The following is a 19305-nucleotide window of genomic DNA, read 5'->3' as shown; positions in this document are numbered from 1 at the left end:
TTCTCGCTAACAACGCTCGAAATCAAGAATAGCTGGGTTCGGTGTCAAATCCAGCTATACCTCAGCCACTTCAAGTTTTTACTGATATTTAGAAAGAATTTTATAAGTAATATTACATAATATTTTATATTTTTCTTTACAAAATTTATGTTTATAAATAAAATTATTTTATAAATTTAAGAGGTTTTAATATGAGTAAATTACAAGAAAAATTTGAAATAAAAACTTATCAATGTAATGAGTTTGGGAAAATGAAACTTCGTCATCTTTTTGATTGTTTTCAAGAATTGGCAAGTGATCATGCAGATAAACTTGGGGTAGGATATTATTCCTTATTTTTCCATCTTGAACTGTTATTTTAGCTCTTCCTAAAGCTTCAATTACATGCTTATCCATAATAATCCCCAATTATTAACAATTGTTAAAATTATAAACTTTATACTTAATTTATTCCTCATTAAATAAATAGGTTTTTGAAAATAAAAAGTTTAATGAAAATCAATGAAAAGAAAATAATGGAAGAATAATAGAAAAATAATAGAAAAATAAGGAATAATATTTGAAAAAATTAAAAAATAATAAAAAATAATAAAAACAGAGGAAATGGATTAAAGATAGATAAAAGGTATGAAAATCTATTCTCTAATCCATTGCATATATTATAGGTGTTTTTAGTGTTTTAATTTAATTTTGAGTGTGTTTTATGTTTTGATCTTATGTTTAGTGTTTTAAGTTGATTTTATAGTGTGTTTTGTGTTTTGATTTGTGTTTTATGTGTGATTTATTTGATTTGAGCGATTAAATATGTTAATTAAGGAGGAAAAAAGTGATAAAGGAATTAATCCAATTAGTAGTATTGAATCAATTCTTCTTCATCACTTACACTTTTTGGCTTCACCTTATCCATAGCTTCATCGAAGAATTTAGCTGAGACTTCAGTCGCTTCAATGTTCTCTCTTAAAGCGAGCATTGCAGCTTCACGGCATACAGCTTCAATGTCTGCCCCAACATATCCTTCGGTGTTTTTAGCCAATTTCTTAAGCTTGACATCTTTTGCAAGAGGCATGTCTTTGGTATGTACCTTGAATATTGCAAGTCTTGCATCTTCGTTTGGAGCATCAACCTTAATGTGTCTGTCAAATCTACCTGGCCTCATGAGACCCGGATCTATGATGTCCGGTCTGTTGGTTGCTGCAATGATTGCAACATCCTCCAATTCTTCAAGACCATCGATTTCAGTCAATAATTGATTTACGACACGTTTGGTTACTCCAGAATCACCAGCTTCTGCACCTCTTGAACTTGCGATTGAATCGATTTCATCAAAGAAGATTACAGTAGGAGCTGTTTGTCTTGCTTTTCTAAAGACTTCCCTTACACCTTTCTCAGACTCACCAACCCATTTGGACAAGAGTTCAGGTCCTTTGATTGCAATGAAGTTAGCTTCACTTTCGTTTGCTACTGCCTTTGCAAGCATGGTCTTACCAGTACCTGGAATACCATACAATAAGGTACCTTTAGGTGGTCTTACACCAAATTCCTTGAATTTGTCTGGGTATTTTAAAGGCCATTCGACAGCTTCTTTCAATTCCTGTTTAGCTTCATCCAATCCACCGACATCATCCCAGGTTACATTTGGAACTTGAACAAGAACTTCCCTAAGTGCAGATGGTTGGATCTCTCTAAGAGCAGACTTGAAGTCATCCTTGGTTACTACAAGTTTCTCCAATACTTCAGGAGGAATCTCATCATCAGCACCTAAATCCGGAATGATTCTTCTTACAACCCTCATAGCTGCTTCCTTAGCCAATGCTTCAAGGTCTGCACCTACAAATCCATGGGTTGTATCTGCCAAATCATCTAAGTCAACATCATCGGCAAGAGGCATTCCTCTTGTGTGGATTTCCATGATCTCTTTACGTTCATCCTTATCAGGAACACCGATTTCAATTTCACGGTCAAACCTACCAGGTCTTCTTAGTGCACCATCAAGGGAATCCGGCCTGTTTGTTGCACCGATTACAACCACTTGACCTCTGGAATTAAGCCCATCCATTAAGGTCAATAGCTGTGCAACAGTTCTTCTTTCCACTTCACCTTGAGTTTCTTCACGTTTAGGTGCAATAGCATCCAATTCATCTATAAATATGATAGATGGAGCATTTTCTTCAGCTTCCTCGAAGAATTCCCTTAGGTTTTCTTCAGATCCACCAACATATTTGCTCATGATTTCCGGACCGTTGATTACAATGAAGTGAGCATCACTTTCATTTGCTACTGCCTTTGCAAGCAAGGTCTTACCTGTACCTGGAGGACCGTGCATCAATACTCCTTTTGGAGGAGCAATACCTAACTTATCAAATAATTCCGGTTTCTTAAGAGGGATTTCGATCATTTCCCTGACCTTTTTAACCTCATCCTTTAAACCGCCTATGTCATCGTAACTGATATCTACAAGATTGGATACACCTTCCAATTTGGAAACATCTACCGGTTCCTCGTTGATTTCCACTTTAGTGTTTGGACCGACTTTTACGACACCACCAGGGTTAGTGCTTACAACTGCCAACTTGATTTGGCTCATTGCACCAATGCCTGGAACATTCATGATGTCATCAAAGATATCATCAAAGAACCCACTGCCAACAGATCTTCTTTGAGGAGTTTTAATGCCAGTATTTATCAAGTCCCCTTGAACCATTACTTGGTTTCTGAATGCTCTGTTGAAATCTCCTCCAATCCTGATTCTTGCATCAATAGGAGCTAGAACAATTTTTTTAGCTTCTTTTGCTTCTGCTCTTTTGATGGTAACTTCCTCACCTATTGAAGCACCTGAATTCTTACGGGTTGTACCGTCTATCCTTATGATTGATTCCATGTCAGATTGAGAAGCAATTGCAACAGCTGCAGTATGTTTGGATCCGATAATCTCGATTAAGTCTCCATCCTTAAGACCTAATTTAAACATGGATTCCATATCCAGTTTAGCTATATTTTTACCAACGTCTTTTTGAGATAATGTTTCTGCAACTTTGATTTTAAGTTCTACATCAGCCATAATCTTCAACTCCTTTTATTTTTTGTGAATAGTAATGAATAGATAAATATGATAATTAGCTAATTGGATCTTTAACTAAGATTTGCTTAGCTAATTTTCGTTACAATAAACAATAAAAGACCATTAATAATCATTGATGGTACAGAAATATCAATTGTTTAGAATTAATTTTAAAATTATTTATTTAATGCTTGAATCTAATCAATAATCCAAATAAAGGATTGGTCAAATACAAACAAATGAAATTTTAAAAACTTCAACAAATACATTAAAATTAAACTAAAGATTTAAAGACCATCAATTTATTTAAATAACCAAATAAATACAAATTAATCATCAATAAATAATTAAAAGAATTAATTCTCGTTAAATTCCAATAATTCAATTATTCAACCGTTTTAATCATAATAACTTGATTTAATTAACCAAATAAAGAATTAAAAGAATTTATTAAAAATTTATCAACAATTATTAATGTAAATCTTTTAGTTAGTTTTTGTAACTAAATAATACTTGCACTTCATAGTATATAAAGGTTTCGATTTTATTAACAAAAAGTTATTTTAATCTAAAATTTGTTGAAATAATAAAAAATAGTTTAAAATAGTTTAATTTAAAAAAATAAAATTTAAAATTGTTTTTATTATTAAAGAAATAATTATATTCTTTTAAAATTAAAATAAAAGGATTAAATAAAAAATAAACTTTAGTTATTTTAGTAAAAAAATATGAGGAAAGCATAAGATAATTTGAATGAATAAAAACAAAAGGAAGTTGGAAGAAGATGGGAAAAGAAAATAATAGAAAAAGTCATTTTCAAAAAAGGGAATCAATTAATGATATTTACTCCTTCAATAAATGAATTGAAAATCCTTAAAGCATCTTCAATATCATCTTCATCTTCAATCAAAAGCATTTCAGAGTCATCAAACAGTTGCTTATCAAAGAATAATGACAATGAAGAGAAATTATCACATACAGTGAAAAACAATTCCAGATTATATTCAGTTAAATAAACATCAATTCTGCCTTCCTTAACTAAAGAATCAAAAATATTTTCAAAGTCCTCTTCATAAATCAAATCTAAAATGGTTTCATTAGTGATTAGCTTTAAATGACCTTCGTTTTTCAAAAGCGCATCCAAAATTAAATCTACATACATCTTTGAATAGAATGGCAAATCAATATTGATATCCTTGGACTGCCTTATTTTCTCAGAGTATATCCTAAAGGTCTTTGCAATGTCAACATTATCAGATTCTATTAGCTTAGAATTGTTCCAAATATTAATCTTTCTCATGAATTCAGGCGAAAATGAAACAACTGTATGCTTTTGCCAAAAGTCATGATGATTATTGATTGCATCCCAATTATCAAATAAGTTTATAATATTCAAAGCAATCAGATAGCCAATATTGGACAATGAATAGGATTTGTCATATTTGACCACCAAATTCCTTTCAACCAATTCGTTCAATCCCCTTATCAGATTTCCAGGGTTCTTATCCAAATGCAAACGAATCTCTTCAAAAACTTTCTCCCCATCATATAAGTCTAGAATAAGGTTTAATCGAAGTTCTGATGTTAAAATATATCTTGTCAAATCAAATTGTTCATTAGAGAAATCCAAGACATTGAATAACTTAAATCTCATTTCAAGATTCCTCCATTAACTCATTCAATGAAATGTATTCGCTGCATAACTTTTCATATTCTTCAAAGAGGTTCCTGCCCCAAACTATTGCATCCTCATCTTCAGATATATAAACTGCATTTTGGTCAAATTTCCCATCCTCCTTATTGAATCCTAGAATGATCCCCTTGTCTGTGACAACCAATGCAAAGTCAAGAGCTTCCTCGAAGATCTTTACTGAAATTTCGCTTTTGGAATCCTTTTCAAACTTAAAATTCCTGACAGCATCAATGAAAACATCTGAAACCCTCTTTTCTAAAATCAATTTAACATCCACATCGTTACTGAACCAACCATTCAAGAGGTCATTAATTTGAGGGTGCATAAATGGAAAGATGGCCTTAATAGATTTGGATCCTAAACTAAAGTCCTTAAATAATCGAATGACTTTGTAAATATCTAAATGATTTGCTTCAACTAGTTGAGAATCTCCTATATAGGACATATCCTTCAATGCATTTATTCCTAACTTGCTGATTTTATGGGAGTTCAAGAAATCAGCATTGCAATCGAAGAAATTAATTGACTTGTTCAGATAAAAGATATTTGTCAAAATCATTTTAGAGGAGTTGGTCAAATAATATACATCATTCTTATTTATTACATAATTCTTATTTTCCAAATCTGAAATGTTTATGGAAATGGAACTATTGTTCAAACCGGTCTTTTCATGAATTTCCTTTAATGTGTGAGGAGATTTGTAGAGGCAATACAAAATTTCCAAACGGTTATCTGAGTTTGTCAGAAACTTAATTTCCTTTTGTATGTCCTTTATACGATTTGCATCAAAATTTCTAAGCAATTTAATCCCTCAAAAACATAAATTGAAAATCATGAAAATGAAAAGATAAAGATTATCTAAAAAAATAATATCCTTAGATAGATATAGAATAAAAAAATAAAATTATAAGTTTATTTCCAAGTTTATTATATTATAATCTGTTAGAATAAATATAAAAAATTTATGAAATGTGATTAGAATATATGATATAAAAAAGTTAAATAATATCCAATTACAATTATAAACAGACATGACTTAAAATAAACACATGAAAGTTAAATAAATAGAAAGTTATAAAAAAAGAGGGAATGGGTAACTTTCTAATTATCTAACTTTAGGTTGAGAAAAATTTTTAAGAGATATTTAGATTTTAAAGAAACTATTCGTCCAATTTTGGAATACCTGTAATTCTGAGTCCTCCATAATGAGATCTGTATTTGATGTTTAATCCAATGAGAAGAGGAGTGATCCTTTCAATGATTCTGGATTTTTCCAAAATACCTGTATCAATGGTTCTTACGCCTGGAATCTTATTGATGATTTCAGCAACAACTTCCTTAGCTTCCTTGTCATCTCCTGCAATCAAGCAGTCACAGTCGATGTCTTCTGGAATGTTTGCAAGGTGAGAATTGCTTATATTACAGAATGCACAGATTACCTTTGCGCCAGTACCTTCAAGGATTTTAGCAGTACGCTCAGCAGCTGAGCCTTCCATTAAGTCAATGAATCTGAATGGCTTTCCACCGATTGCAGTTTCCAATGGCACAGTAGCGTCCAATATGATTTTGTCGCTGCAGAATTCCTTAATGCTTTCAAGAGTTGGTTTTTGTGCCGCTAAAGGAACAGTGATGATCAATACATCCCCTGCTTTTGCTGCGTCTTCATTAGCCATACCTTTAATTTCAGCAATGGAATAATCCTTCAATTCTTCAATAGTCTCTTCTACAACTTGCAATGCCTTTTCTTCCTTACGGGAACCGACAATAACAGGTTCACCTGCTAAAGCTAACCTTTTTGCAATACCTAGACCTTGAGGTCCAGTTCCACCAATAACACTAATCATAATATCACCAACATTTTTAAATCAAAGTTACTATCTAATTTAATAATTTAAAAACCTTAAAATAAAACAAATTTAAACATTATAATTTAACCCCTCATTTCATGTAAAGCCGCAATAGAACCTCCATCATACAGAATATCTGTTCCAGTGAGATAGGAGCATTCATCACTTACCATGAATGCCATCATCTTAGCTATTTCTACAGGATCTCCAACTCTTCCAAGAGCGCCCATTTTTGCAAAATTTTCAGCCTCTTCCCCTTCAATTTCGCCCATAGGAGTTGCAAAAGTTCCTGGAGAAATAGAGACTACTCTAATACCATTTTTACCATATTTTAAAGCCATTTTTTCAGTAAACCATAAAACAAAGTTCTTTGAAACACTATAAGCGAAACCATTTGCCTCCTCTCCTGGAATCGCTGAAATCATTTGTTTAAATCCATTAGCTAAGGATTCAACATTTTCCATAGCAAGTTTATATAAATTAGCAGGGACTTGATCTGGAGGCATTGCATATGCCGCCATTGATGCAACATTTAGAATTGCTCCTCCCTTTGCCATAGCTGGGCCAAATTCTTCGTCGATATTTATGGTGCCTATCGCATTAATATTAAATATCATCTCAGGATTATCCATATGAGGTGAAACGCCTGCTGCATGAATAACAGTTTTAATATCCCCCAAATCAGATGAAAAGTCCACTAATTTCTTAATTGAATCCCTATCACTTGCATCTGCAGGAAATGCTACTGCATCAATGCCAAGAGATTTTAACTCTTCAATACCATTATCCAATTTAGATACAGTGCGGCCAACCAATACAATTTTTTGATTTTTACCAATGATTTTTGCAGCTTCCAAACCCATTCCACTGCCACCACCAGTAATGACACAAACATTCATAGTTTTACTATCTCCTTCCACATTAACACCCAGTTTAATTTAAAATCATACATATATAAAAAAATAAAAAAATAAAAAAATAAAAAAATGTAGAATTGAAAAATATTAAAAATCACTATTGATAAATGAACATTTTATCATGGCAAATCTGATTAAAAACTAAAATGAACATTAACCCTAGCAATATCAATTAAAAACTAATTTAAGCAGTCCATCCTCCGTCTGCAGTGACTACAGCACCATTTACAAGTGATGCTTCATCAGATGCTAGGAATAATGCAAGATCTGCAATTTCTTCTGCTTCACCAGTTTTTGGATTCATTTCAACAAATGCTGCACATGCACCGTATCCTTCCATATCCAATTTTGCAGGATCCATAGTTGCAGCAATTTCAGTGTTTACTCCTCCAGGAGCAATCACGTTGCAACGAATGCCTTGTTTAGCATATAGCCAAGCAGTGCTTTTGGACATACCAATCACAGCATGTTTAGATGCAGTGTATGCAGTACCGCTTACCTTACCGTATAAACCTCCAATGGAAGCAACAGTTACAAGAGAACCTCCCCCATTTTCAAGCATTTTAGGAATTACCGCCCTGTAAAGTTTCATAGGGCCACTTACATTTACATTAAAGACTCTATCCCATGTTTCATCATCAACATTTACAATAGTCTTGAAGTTATCCATAATTCCTGCATTATTGATAGCTATGTCGATTTTGCCATATTCATTAATAGCCAAGTCCACTAATGCATCAATATCTTCCTGTTTGGAAATATCTCCTGCATAATAGACAGCTTTTCCACCAGCATCTTCAATTTCTGCAACTAAATTTTGCAATCTTTCTTCTCTTCTTGCAAATAAGACTACGGAAGCTCCTTCTTTAGAGAAGAGTTCTGCCATCGCTTTACCCATACCAGCAGTAGCGCCAGTAATAATTGCAACTTTATCTTCTAATCTTGCCATAATATCACCTATATTCTTAACCCATAAATTTTCAAAAATGAAAAATGAAAAATGAAAAAAATAAAAGAATAAATGGAAAGTAGAATTCTTTTGAAAAATTATGGGTTGTTAATAGTTAATTTATTGAATAATTTATATAAAATTTTCTTTTTAAATAAACAAACAATTAATAATGATATAAATAAATAAACAAAATGAATATATTTTAGTAAAATGCAAAAAATTTCAACAAATGCATATTTTTTTAATCGAATGAGGATAAACTCCTGATACCCAAAAAAGCATTGAAAAATATGAACTATAGAACTTCCAAAAAATGAAAATATCGATAAAAAGAGATTGAAAAATAAGAATGATTATATAAACAAAAACAAAAAAAGAAAGGTTATCACAATAAGTGATAACATTTTATAATACAGTTGCAACCAAATAGTATAAAATCGCGGTTACAGAAGGTACAGTAAGGTTATCAATACCGCCATAACTGATAGCTTCAGCAACAGTTGCAATTGCAGAAATAATCAATATGTACCAGAAATTAAGTTCTGGAAGTGTGTATCCCATTGCACCATAAAATACCCATACGAATACGGATAAAACTGCAGTTACTGCAAGCATTGCAAGGGAACCTGCAATGGTTTTTTCTCCACCGAATACATGGTATTTGATTTTTCCCCATTTTGCACCGACAAGCGCTGCAAATCCATCACCGTATACTAAAGGAACAATAGCTAATGCTACAATCCAAAGCAAATTAGGATCTAATAAAATTGGGAATATCAAAAGCAATACTGACCAAATACCTGCATAGAAGAACAATCCCAATGCATGACCTGATTCAGTTACGCTATTATGGATTGTGATTGGTGAGTACTCTGTCAAGAAGAATAGCGCAATTGTTATAGGCAATGTGATAAACCAAAGCAAGATTGAAGGGTCTGAGAAGAATGGCATGGCAAATATCATATTACCAACCATGATATGAACAAACTTACGTGAAACTTCCGCCTTGCTCTTTAAAACCTTTTCTGCCAATATGAATATGACAACTACATAAAGATAAACAATAATCAATGCAATTATATCACTAAATAACATAATATCTCTCTAGAAATAAAATTAATCATAAAACACTGAAATAATATAAAAATTATAAAAATAATAAATATTAAATCGATTAAGGAATGGATATGATAAAAAAATAAATGCCATAGATGACTTATCTATCATCTATAACATTATGTGTTCTGTCATCATCATATTCTCCGTATTCACAACCTGCATTTTCTATTTTGATATGGTCAATCAAGGTTCCATCCTTTTTCATCAACTTGATTTCACCGTAACCGTTTCCACCATTCCAAAGACGGGTATGAAGTTTTTTACCGGTAGGTGCCTCATAATTGAAAAGCAACATTTCATCACGTTTGCAGTATAGTTTCAATTCAATTTTGCTGTTCCAATTACTTGCATTAATGAACCATTCATTTTCTTCCTTGCCTTCCTTAAATCCAAACTCTTGATGGACATTGTTCCAGAATCTTGCAAAGTTGTATTCATACATTTTTCCTTCATAGTATAATCCAATCAATAGTTTACGAGGAAGGGAAATTCCAAATGCCTTAGGTTTTCCTCCGCCTGCTTCAAAAGCAGAATTATTGAGCTTTTTGCCAGTGATTAAACTTGTTAGATTACATGAGGAAATCCATAACCAAGGGCTTGTAAAGTCTGCTCCCCAATTCTTATCCGCATATCCAAAGGATTTTTCAGGAATGACTTCATATTCAACACCATCCATTTCAATGGTACCGCTGTATTGGGTCTTTATTCCTTCAGCATGCCAAAACATTTCAAATGAATTTAATTTTCTAAAGAAACTGTTAGCACCATAACCTACATTAAAAGCGATTTGCTTGTCAATATCCAAGTCCCATTTCATTTCTCCTGCATCACACATGTATTCCGGATGTTCACGTGCTTCCTCTTCAGTTACTTTACAGTATCCAGTCATGTGGGTTTCAGTCAAGCTGTATTCTCCAACCTTTATGTCCAATTTGTCATCAGGACATGAGAAATCCTTCATGGAATAGTAATTATGGATCTGTTTAGGCTCTTTACCCCATGCTCCAACTTTTAACATACAGTAAGAAGGTCTTTTGCCCGCTTCAATGTTTTTAGGGTCTTGACCTAAGGTAGGTTCATCTTCAGCTAAATCTGGGTTACATACAAAGTATTCTATAAAGAATGGTCTTGGTTCACCAGTTTCCTTATTGTAAGCTGTTAAAGAATGCCACCACCAGTCATAACCTTGCTTAGCAAGGGGACCTTTCAACATATAATGGTCTCTTTTCAAATCACTTTTATTCATTCAAAATCCTCCAAAAGAAATAATTTAAATTATTTGATAAATCCAATAAATCTAATAATTTATGAGTTAATTATTAAAAGTATTATAGAATAACTAACTTAAATGTCTTATATTTTAATTTATATTATCTTTATAATAAATATTTTATTATTTAATTGGAAACTAGAAAAAATAGATAAAATAGTGAATTTAGTGAATTTAACAATAAAGGGATAGAAAATAAAAATTTAATTAAAAAATAAAAAGTTAGCGAGATATTAAATTAAAAAAATTGATAAAAAAAATTAGAAAAGAAAAAATTGGTTGAGTGGGATAATTAATATCCAACAGAAATAGGAGGTATTAAAAAGGAAAGAATAACTGACTATTGAATACTAATTATCCATTTTTTTTAGTTTTAAGGTAAATGAGCATTAAATCAATGAATGAATCACTTATTCATTGTAGCCACAGCAAGTTCTCTTATCATGGCTATGATGTGGAATATTAGGATTAGCATGATCAGGCATAGGTTTACCACAGGTTAAAGGACCTTTTCCACGTGCTGATCCGCAACATCCACCTCTCCTTTTATTATGAGCAAGAATTGCATCAATATCCAAATCTTTCACTTCTTCTAGAAATTCAATATTTTCACTGTGACATTTAGGACAGATTGAGTGTTCACCATTTAAGGTAATCCAAGTGAATCCACAATCTTTACAAGTATATTTTAAAGTTAAAGCTTTTTCCATATTATCAACTACCTTATTTTTTATTTATATCAAATTACATTTTGAATATATATTCATAATCTTATATAAATACATAGGAATAGTAAATAATATTTAACATAAAGTAAATATATTTATATAATAAGTAAATATAACTTTACATAATATTTTAAAATTCAAATCAAATTATAAAAAAGAGGGCAAATATGAGAAATAATCTAAGAATTTACAGAGCCATTGAGAATATTACCCAAGAGGAATTGGCAAATGAATTGGGAGTCAGCAGACAAACCATAGTGGCTATTGAAAATGACAAATACAATCCATCACTTGAACTTGCCTTTAAAATAGCCCATAAGTTTGATGTGAAAATAGAAGACATATTCATTAGCGAAATATGAATGAAAACTAAAAGTAGAATTTAGAATTGAATTTAGGATATGAATTTAAAATAATTGAAACAAGCTAAAATAAGTAAAAAATAGTGAAAAAATAGTGAAAACAAGTTAAAATAAGTAAAAAATAGTAAAAAGAAATGATGAATTCATTTAATCAAAATCATCATTATAATCAAATATGCCGAAGTCCCTGCCTTTTGAAGAGCTGAAATCAATAAGGTGTGCAATGAATTCCTCCAATGAAACTTCCTCATCTTCACTTAAGATATCCTCTTCATCTGGAAATGCTTCTGGAGCCAAAGTGAAACTGAGGCCTTCTTGATTTTGAGTAAGGATCTTTATAAAATCCACTACAGAAATCTCACGGGACTCATCAGGTTTCATGTCAAAAAGCTCCAATAATGGATTTTCATCATTTATTTCAAATTCAAACTCATTAGGGATTTCAACAATATCCCCTTCCAATACAGGCCCATTGATAACCTTTTCAAAATCATTATCATCAATTACACCAAACCTTTGATTCTCAATGAATGGATTTTCAAATCTGAGATTGACTTCATCACCACCAGATAAATCCAAATGAACTTCCTCATCTTCAAAAGCACCTATCTGTTCATAGAAATGTTGGAACAAAACCATTTCAACTTCATCAACAATGCTTGAGATATTTTTGACATCTCTCCAGTTTTGGGAGTTAATTACAAATGCACAGAAGTCATCAATAGCTGAAATGACAGATTTATATCTGTTCACGTCTCTTTCAGATAATCTGTTGCATTCAATTAAAGTATTTATCCTAGCTGTTTCACTTACCAATCTCTTAATCCAAATCAATTGCACTAAACCAAAATCATTCATTAAAACACCTCACAGATGAAAATTCATTCGACAACAAAATACGTTAAATAAGAACAACCCACCCCATTATAAAATAAGCCCCCTTGAAACCTATTAAATAATATCCCAACCAAGTTCTCCCAAAAAATCATCATAACGAAAAAATGCAAACAAAATACAAAGGCACAAATGAGTTGATACTATGAACAAACGAAATATAGGAGTGATTTAATATGATGAAACTCTATTATGATGATCTATTGGTGTAATCAACCACAATTATAGGTTCATGCCCCCTTCATTAAATCTATAATAACTAAATCCAAACATGAAAACACCCTCGTTTTAACATGCTTGAAAATTTTAGATTATGTGGTTGATATGGTAACAATTATATAAACTTGGTTGCATATAAAGGTTTTGAATTTATTGAAAAAAATAAAATTAAAGCTAAAAAAAGCACAATAAAATAAGAAAAAATAGTTAAAAATAAAAAATTAATTAAAATTATAAAAAAAATTTAACTACATATGAGCATCATCTAAAATGTGATGACACTCACAATCACACTCTTTTGACAATTCCTTGATTGTGTTGAACAATAATTTAATTAATTCCCCTTTCTTTTTAGCCATTATCCCATAAACCTCATCAGTATTCAATTTAGTGGGGGAAATGGAAGTTGAATAATTGGAAACAACAGCTATAGGAGCATAACACATTTCCTTTTCCCTTGCAAGAACCGCTTCAGGCAAGGTGGTCATGCCAACAATTGATCCTCCAAGTATGCCAAACATTTTAATCTCAGCAGGAGTTTCAAATCTTGGTCCTTCGGTACATACAATTGTTCCTCCATCAACCACAGGCCCATTTACACATCCAGAATTAGCCAAAATAGCTCCTCTTAATCTGTTACAGAAGGGTTCAGTCATATCTATATGAATAACCTCATTATCATAGAAAGTCCTATCCCTATTTACAGTGAAATCCAAAAAGTCATCTGGGAGAACTATAGATCCTGGGCCAATATCCAAATCAAGTGAACCTACAGCATTTGTAGCCATGATCTGAGTGACTCCTAACTCCTTAAGTGCCATAATGTTTGCCTTAAAATTGATTTTATGTGGAGGGCAAGTGTGACCTGCAGAGTGTCTTGGCAAGAAAGCAACTGTCTTATCCCCAATGCTTAAAAGGGAAACCTCAACAGAGCCATATTCAGTCTCAACAACTTTAGTTTCAGTTGAATCCGCCAATTCACTTATTTCCTCTACTCCACTACCGCCAATAATTCCAATCATATGATAACCTCAACAAAAATAAAAAAATAATTATTTTAATAAATTAATAAAACATTTTAACAAACGTATAAAATATTTTAACAAATTAAGAAACTATTTTAATAAATAAATCAAAAATTCAAAATAAAATAAGAAAAGGATAATATTATCCTTTTGTAACTGCTAAAGGAACAACTTTTGCAACTAATTTAGCAATTCCTGCATCGTGAGATGTTTTGACAACTGAATCAACATTCTTGTATGCACCAGGTGCCTCTTCAGCTAAAACAGGAGCTGAATTTGCTTTTACATGAATTCCTTTTGCATTCAATTCCTTCTCGATTCCTTCTGCAGTGAATTGTTTTTTAGCTGCAGTTCTTGATAAGACTCTTCCTGCACCATGAGCGGTTGAACCGAAAGTCTCTTCCATAGCGACATCAGTACCATGCAAAATGTAAGAAGCGGGACCCATAGTTCCAGGAATCAATACAGGTTGTCCTACATCCCTGTATTCCTTAGGAATTTCACGTCTTCCAGGCCCAAATGCACGAGTAGCTCCTTTTCTGTGAACAAGAACTTCCATATGGGAACCTTTTACCTTATGAACTTCCTTTTTAGCGATGTTGTGTGCAACATCGTAAATGGTGCTCATGCCCATATCATCAGCACTGCGGGAGAACACTTCCTCAAATGATTCTCTAACCCAATGGGACATCATTTGACGATTTGCCCATGCATAATTAGCACCAGCAGCCATAGCCTTCAAGTAACCTTGTGCCTCTTTGGAATCAATAGGTGCACAAGCCAATTGCCTATCAGGAATATTGATTTTATAATTTCTATAAGCCTTATCCATTTGCCTTAAATAGTCAGAACAGATTTGGTGTCCACAACCTCTTGAACCACTGTGAATCATGATGGCTATTGATCCTGCTTCAAGACCAAATGCCTTTGCTACATTTTCATCATAAATCTCTTCAATCTTTTGAACTTCAAGGAAGTGATTTCCAGAACCTAATGAACCTAATTGAGGAATTCCTCTCTTTTTAGCCTTATCACTTACAACAGCGGATTCAGCATCCTTCATTCTACCGTTTTCTTCCAAGAACTTAAGGTCGTCTTCCCAACCGAATCCACGTTCTACAGCCCACCAAGCACCGTAGTCTAAAACCTCATTGATCTCATTATCCTTAAGTCTGATTTGACCTTTACTTCCTACACCTGATGGAATGTTCTTAAACAATACTTCAGTAAGTTCCTTAATCTTAGGTTTGATTTCATCTTCTGTCAAGTTAGTTCTAAGCATTCTAACTCCACAGTTAATGTCAAAACCTACTCCACCCGGACTTACGACACCATTATTGTAATTGAAAGCTCCTACACCACCAATGCTGAAACCATATCCAAAATGAATGTCTGGCATAGCTATTGACGCACCTTGAATACCAGGCATGCAAGCTACATTTGCCACTTGCTCAAGAGCTCCCTCTTCAATATCCTTAACGGATTCATCATCAAGATACAATCTTCCAGGAACTCTCATTTCCTTTTTATAACTGCTTGGGAGTTCCCATACATTGTCTCTTACCTTTTCAAGATTTTCTTTAACTGACATAAATATCACTGAATAAGTTAAAATAACAATTTAAATAATAAGTTTGTATAAAAATTTTTCGTATAAAAATTATGAATTTCAATTATATTTAATATAACTTCTAATTAAATTCCATATAATTTTTAATATAATATTATAGTTATGTTTTATAATACATTTAAAATTAATTGTTAAAATTAAAACTAACAAAATCAAGAAAAGGAATATTTGAAAAATGGTTTAAGAAATTTCATAATCTCAATGAATCTAAAAAAAGCAAAAATTGATGTATGGTGTAAAGGATTAAATGATGGTTATTGAGTTTTTAGTGTTTAAAAAATGATAAAATAAAAATAAAAATTTTAATTCTAAAAACACATTGATTAAAGGATGTAAACTATGTAATTTATAAAATCTAAATATTTATGAGATGTTTCTTTTTTAAGAAATTGCACGATAATATTCATAAATCTTTAGTAGTTTTTATCCTATATGGTTACATCCTTTAATAAACAATGGGTTTGGTTTCATTTGTTTAATTATACCCAGCTCATCATTTCTGGGCTTGGAGCTGCGCTAACAGCTAAAATAGATAAAAGTAATACTGTAAGAACTACAAATATTACCATGCAATCTTTAAAATCAATTCTAAGGTTGTGGAAGTTCATAGGATCCATAATACTGGTTTTTCTTCTTAAGTCACAATTATTGTTAGTATGTTTTATCATTTTTTCACCTCATTTTAATTTAAGTTTTCTTATAAATTTTCTCTCTGTAATATTACTAAGTTCTAAAGCATATATAAAAAAAGAGAAAGAGAGCATTTGAAAACTAATATGGGGTTGGATTTCAAGTGTATTTATTTGGGAATGAAAACAATTTTCCAATTGGTTTTCAAGCAGTTTATATAATATTAAAATTAAATAATTAATTGGTAGAATTAATAATAAACTTAATAATGAAATAATATTGGTGCATAGCTATGGAAAATAATGAATCAAAATCTAATAAATATGATTATTTTGATGTCACTGCAGACATTGGATTTCATGCCTATGGGAAATCCCTAAATGAAGCATACGAAAATGCAGGGCTCGCTATGTTCAATGTTATAACAGACATAAGCAAGGTAAAAAAAGATGAATCTAGAGAATTTGAAATAGTTTCAGAGGATTTGGTTTCTCTTTTATATGATTATTTAGAAGAGCTCTTATTCCTTCAGGATACAGAGTTCCTATTCTTTTCTGATTTTAAAGTGAATATTGAAAAAATAGTTGATGATGAGTCTTCCAATCTAGAAAATTATAAATTGACTTGTTTTGCTTGCGGTGAAGAAATAGATTGGAATGTTCATAGCCCAAAATCTGAAGTTAAGGCTATCACTTTTCATAAGATGTGTGTAAAAGAAGATGATGGTGTCTTTAAGCTTAGAGCTATTTTAGACTTATGATTTTATATTCATTTTGAAAATAATAAAAAATAGAATTTTAATTAAGAATAATAAAAAAATAAAAAAAAGAAACAGTTTTGATCAAACTTTTTTTAAAAGTTTGAAAAGTAGGATATTAAATCTAAAGATTGCAGCGTTTAATATCCTCAGGTGAAAATCTTAAAATGATTTCTCTTGAATTTCCCCTAACTCCTTTTCCAGTGAACTTAGTGTCCACCAATCTTAAGAATTCAAGTTTTTCAAGAGTCCTGTTGAATGTAGCATAACTAACTCCTGCCTCTTCCTTAAACTGTTTAGACAAATCACCAGCAGTCAATATTTCATCACTATCAACAACTGCCCTTAGCAAAGTCCTTTCAATGTCATTTAAGGAATTGATAGTTTCCATCAAATTAATGGAACCTTGTTTGGATACTGCTTCTTCAACATGCTCTAAAGTAATGGATCTGCTTGCATTTGCTTCTGCAATATTACCACATACTCTAAGAAGGTCAATTCCAACCCTTAAATCTCCCACTTCAATGGTGTGATTAGCTATTTCTTCAATGATTTCATCTGAAATCACTCCAGGATAGAATCCCGCTCTAGCCCTATCTTGAAGAATGCTGAATATTTCAGAGTAAGTGTATGGCTGGAATGTAATGTCTTGAGGAATGAATACAGTATTTACATTCTTGTCAAGAGCATATCTGAATTCCAAATCTGAAAGAATTGCAAAAATACCTGTTCTTACTCCTTCAAATTCTTCATAAGCCCTTAAAATATCATAAAATATTTTATTTGCATGTTGGGTTTGGAATAAGTAATTAACATCATCAAAAGCAACAACCAATGCTTTATTGTCAGCAGAAAGCTTGTTCATGACTTTTTCATACACTCTTGAAAAAGGAACTCCTGTTTCTGGAGGTTGATGTCCAAATAATTTTTTATGAATTTGAGAAAAGATTCCAAAACGTGTTGTGTGCAATTGACAATTAATGTAACAGCAAACCACCTTATCAGTGGTGTGTTCAACCAATTCAAAAACCTTTTTAAGCGCTGTTGTTTTCCCTGTAGCGCATGATCCCATAATCACTGAATTGGTAGGGCGTCCGCCTTGAATGGCTGGCCTAATGCACATAGCCATCCCTTCCATTTGGCTGTCCCTAAAATTAAAGTTTTCAGGCATATAATCAGGATTAAATGCATTTATGTTTTGGAATAATGTTTCATCTCCCATCAAAATATCTTCTATTGCCATATAGTTTATTATATGTTAACTTATATAAAAAAGTTCTTTAATTTTGAATAATGACATACAAATTTTAATAAAAAAAGAAAATTCATAAAAATTATTGAAAAAAGAGAATAAGGGAATAAAAGAATAAAATAAGAAAATAAGGAAAATGGAAAAGAAAAATAAAAAGTGAGAAAAATGATTACTTGTCAATATCAACTAAATTAATCACTTTTACATCAGTGTTTTCCTTTATCCAAGCAAGCAATCTCTCTGCAAAGATTAGCTTTTTGGTTTTAACCTCATCTGCAGGACCTGTTGGCCCTTCAATGTTAGGTCTTGAATATTTGGTTACAGTTGTTCCAAAGTCCATTCCTGCAAGAACCATTTCTTTACATCCTAATGCAAGAGTGAAAAACATTGCCCTATCACCATCAGTAAATCCGCCAAAGTTGTATAAATGACCTATAGGCTTGGATTGAGTGGTTCCAAGAATCTTATCAAAACGGGTAGTGTAGGTATTAATAAGCTCTTCATTGTCTCCATGAGCATGGATTACAAAATAAGACCCTAATGAATTTGCAGCTAACAAATCATCCATCTTGCCGTCTAAGTCAGTAGCAACAATGTCTGGAACAAGATCATCTTCAAGCATTGCAGTGGTAGCGCCATCTGCAGAAACAATAAGGTAATCATTCAAGTCATAATTTTCCTTTACATATTTAATATGCTTCTTTATGGAAGGACCCGCACCAACAACAATGAATTTTGAAGTGTCTTTTTTCTCCATCATTTCATCAAAGAATTGCTCAATGGTCAAGCAACCTTTTTCATCAAGAATCTTATCTAACAATGCTGCAGTATTCTCATCACCTTCTCTTGAAAATCCGAGAGTATCAAGGATTTCCTTATACCATCCTTCCCATTCATTAAAATCCATATTTACACCTTATAATTAATGCCTTAATAATTAATGATTATGATT

18 protein-coding genes are annotated in these 19305 nt (G+C 32.0%); 3 read left to right on the top strand and 15 right to left on the bottom strand.

What is annotated here, in order from left to right:
- The first annotated feature begins 191 nt into the window (after window positions 1-191).
- Window positions 192-362 (top strand): acyl-ACP thioesterase domain-containing protein, encoded by a 171-nt coding sequence (locus tag Q0409_RS10380; protein ID WP_366940071.1) that lies wholly within the window; start codon window positions 192-194, stop codon window positions 360-362.
- A gap of 485 nt (window positions 363-847) precedes the next feature.
- Here the strand turns inward: Q0409_RS10380 and Q0409_RS04475 are convergent, their stop codons facing one another.
- From Q0409_RS04475 to Q0409_RS04435, 9 genes are all read right to left on the bottom strand, one after another.
- Complete coding sequence (locus Q0409_RS04475; protein WP_298535531.1) at window positions 848-3058, bottom strand: CDC48 family AAA ATPase; 2211 nt, start codon at window positions 3056-3058, stop codon at window positions 848-850.
- Between the two features lie 829 nt (window positions 3059-3887).
- Complete coding sequence (locus Q0409_RS04470; RefSeq protein WP_298535530.1) at window positions 3888-4712, bottom strand: winged helix-turn-helix domain-containing protein; 825 nt, start codon at window positions 4710-4712, stop codon at window positions 3888-3890.
- Window position 4713: 1 nt separating this feature from the next.
- On the bottom strand, window positions 4714-5553 hold the full coding sequence (locus tag Q0409_RS04465) for a winged helix-turn-helix domain-containing protein (RefSeq protein ID WP_298535528.1): 840 nt from the start codon (window positions 5551-5553) through the stop codon (window positions 4714-4716).
- A gap of 358 nt (window positions 5554-5911) precedes the next feature.
- Window positions 5912-6598 (bottom strand): NADPH-dependent F420 reductase, encoded by a 687-nt coding sequence (npdG, locus tag Q0409_RS04460; RefSeq protein WP_298535537.1) that lies wholly within the window; start codon window positions 6596-6598, stop codon window positions 5912-5914.
- 83 nt (window positions 6599-6681) lie between these two features.
- The gene (locus Q0409_RS04455; RefSeq protein ID WP_298535525.1) at window positions 6682-7518 is read right to left on the bottom strand and encodes an SDR family oxidoreductase; all 837 of its coding nucleotides are present in this window, start codon (window positions 7516-7518) and stop codon (window positions 6682-6684) included.
- A gap of 181 nt (window positions 7519-7699) precedes the next feature.
- On the bottom strand, window positions 7700-8464 hold the full coding sequence (locus tag Q0409_RS04450) for a glucose 1-dehydrogenase (RefSeq protein WP_298535522.1): 765 nt from the start codon (window positions 8462-8464) through the stop codon (window positions 7700-7702).
- Between the two features lie 408 nt (window positions 8465-8872).
- Window positions 8873-9562 (bottom strand): diacylglycerol/polyprenol kinase family protein, encoded by a 690-nt coding sequence (locus tag Q0409_RS04445; RefSeq protein WP_298535520.1) that lies wholly within the window; start codon window positions 9560-9562, stop codon window positions 8873-8875.
- 121 nt (window positions 9563-9683) lie between these two features.
- Window positions 9684-10832 carry a tocopherol cyclase family protein gene (locus tag Q0409_RS04440; protein WP_298535517.1) on the bottom strand — a complete coding sequence of 383 codons (1149 nt, stop codon included), beginning with the start codon at window positions 10830-10832 and terminating at the stop codon, window positions 9684-9686.
- A 434-nt stretch (window positions 10833-11266) separates the two neighbouring features.
- Window positions 11267-11566 carry a DNA-binding protein gene (locus Q0409_RS04435; protein WP_298535515.1) on the bottom strand — a complete coding sequence of 100 codons (300 nt, stop codon included), beginning with the start codon at window positions 11564-11566 and terminating at the stop codon, window positions 11267-11269.
- A gap of 185 nt (window positions 11567-11751) precedes the next feature.
- Between Q0409_RS04435 and Q0409_RS04430 the strand changes: the two genes are divergently transcribed.
- Window positions 11752-11946: a helix-turn-helix transcriptional regulator gene (locus tag Q0409_RS04430; protein ID WP_298535512.1), complete on the top strand. Its 195-nt coding sequence runs from the start codon at window positions 11752-11754 to the stop codon at window positions 11944-11946.
- A gap of 147 nt (window positions 11947-12093) precedes the next feature.
- Here Q0409_RS04430 and Q0409_RS04425 read toward each other — a convergent pair whose 3' ends face one another.
- From Q0409_RS04425 to Q0409_RS04410, 4 genes are all read right to left on the bottom strand, one after another.
- Window positions 12094-12804, bottom strand: a complete 711-nt coding sequence (locus Q0409_RS04425; RefSeq protein WP_298535509.1) for a hypothetical protein — start codon at window positions 12802-12804, stop codon at window positions 12094-12096.
- A 503-nt stretch (window positions 12805-13307) separates the two neighbouring features.
- Window positions 13308-14081 (bottom strand): S-methyl-5'-thioadenosine phosphorylase, encoded by a 774-nt coding sequence (gene mtnP, locus Q0409_RS04420; RefSeq protein WP_298535507.1) that lies wholly within the window; start codon window positions 14079-14081, stop codon window positions 13308-13310.
- A gap of 145 nt (window positions 14082-14226) precedes the next feature.
- Entirely contained in the window at window positions 14227-15675 is a 1449-nt protein-coding gene (locus tag Q0409_RS04415; RefSeq protein ID WP_298535504.1) for an RtcB family protein, read from the bottom strand.
- 518 nt (window positions 15676-16193) lie between these two features.
- Complete coding sequence (locus Q0409_RS04410) at window positions 16194-16382, bottom strand: hypothetical protein (RefSeq protein ID WP_295607006.1); 189 nt, start codon at window positions 16380-16382, stop codon at window positions 16194-16196.
- Between the two features lie 254 nt (window positions 16383-16636).
- Here Q0409_RS04410 and Q0409_RS04405 point away from each other — a divergent pair, with 254 nt between their 5' ends.
- Entirely contained in the window at window positions 16637-17104 is a 468-nt protein-coding gene (locus Q0409_RS04405) for an archease (protein ID WP_298535501.1), read from the top strand.
- A 121-nt stretch (window positions 17105-17225) separates the two neighbouring features.
- Here Q0409_RS04405 and Q0409_RS04400 read toward each other — a convergent pair whose 3' ends face one another.
- Window positions 17226-18353: an ORC1-type DNA replication protein gene (locus tag Q0409_RS04400; RefSeq protein WP_298535536.1), complete on the bottom strand. Its 1128-nt coding sequence runs from the start codon at window positions 18351-18353 to the stop codon at window positions 17226-17228.
- 169 nt (window positions 18354-18522) lie between these two features.
- On the bottom strand, window positions 18523-19260 hold the full coding sequence (locus Q0409_RS04395) for a 6-hydroxymethylpterin diphosphokinase MptE-like protein (protein WP_298535499.1): 738 nt from the start codon (window positions 19258-19260) through the stop codon (window positions 18523-18525).
- Window positions 19261-19305 lie beyond the last annotated feature (45 nt).

It is taken from the genome of uncultured Methanobrevibacter sp. (assembly GCF_937898925.1).
GTDB lineage: Archaea > Methanobacteriota > Methanobacteria > Methanobacteriales > Methanobacteriaceae > Methanobrevibacter.
This window is presented reverse-complemented; position numbering and strand designations above follow the sequence as displayed.

What these genes read in the sequence shown, in the direction of transcription:
- Q0409_RS04475 (WP_298535531.1), bottom strand. Translation starts at nt 3,058, where the DNA reads ATGGCTGATGTAGAACTTAAAATCAAAGTTGCAGAAACATTATCTCAA.
- Q0409_RS10380 (WP_366940071.1), top strand. Translation starts at nt 192, where the DNA reads ATGAGTAAATTACAAGAAAAATTTGAAATAAAAACTTATCAATGTAAT.
- Q0409_RS04470 (WP_298535530.1), bottom strand. Translation starts at nt 4,712, where the DNA reads ATGAGATTTAAGTTATTCAATGTCTTGGATTTCTCTAATGAACAATTT.
- Q0409_RS04430 (WP_298535512.1), top strand. Translation starts at nt 11,752, where the DNA reads ATGAGAAATAATCTAAGAATTTACAGAGCCATTGAGAATATTACCCAA.
- Q0409_RS04405 (WP_298535501.1), top strand. Translation starts at nt 16,637, where the DNA reads ATGGAAAATAATGAATCAAAATCTAATAAATATGATTATTTTGATGTC.
- Q0409_RS04410 (WP_295607006.1), bottom strand. Translation starts at nt 16,382, where the DNA reads ATGATAAAACATACTAACAATAATTGTGACTTAAGAAGAAAAACCAGT.
- mtnP (WP_298535507.1), bottom strand. Translation starts at nt 14,081, where the DNA reads ATGATTGGAATTATTGGCGGTAGTGGAGTAGAGGAAATAAGTGAATTG.
- Q0409_RS04445 (WP_298535520.1), bottom strand. Translation starts at nt 9,562, where the DNA reads ATGTTATTTAGTGATATAATTGCATTGATTATTGTTTATCTTTATGTA.
- Q0409_RS04440 (WP_298535517.1), bottom strand. Translation starts at nt 10,832, where the DNA reads ATGAATAAAAGTGATTTGAAAAGAGACCATTATATGTTGAAAGGTCCC.
- Q0409_RS04450 (WP_298535522.1), bottom strand. Translation starts at nt 8,464, where the DNA reads ATGGCAAGATTAGAAGATAAAGTTGCAATTATTACTGGCGCTACTGCT.
- Q0409_RS04395 (WP_298535499.1), bottom strand. Translation starts at nt 19,260, where the DNA reads ATGGATTTTAATGAATGGGAAGGATGGTATAAGGAAATCCTTGATACT.
- Q0409_RS04425 (WP_298535509.1), bottom strand. Translation starts at nt 12,804, where the DNA reads ATGAATGATTTTGGTTTAGTGCAATTGATTTGGATTAAGAGATTGGTA.
- Q0409_RS04415 (WP_298535504.1), bottom strand. Translation starts at nt 15,675, where the DNA reads ATGTCAGTTAAAGAAAATCTTGAAAAGGTAAGAGACAATGTATGGGAA.
- Q0409_RS04435 (WP_298535515.1), bottom strand. Translation starts at nt 11,566, where the DNA reads ATGGAAAAAGCTTTAACTTTAAAATATACTTGTAAAGATTGTGGATTC.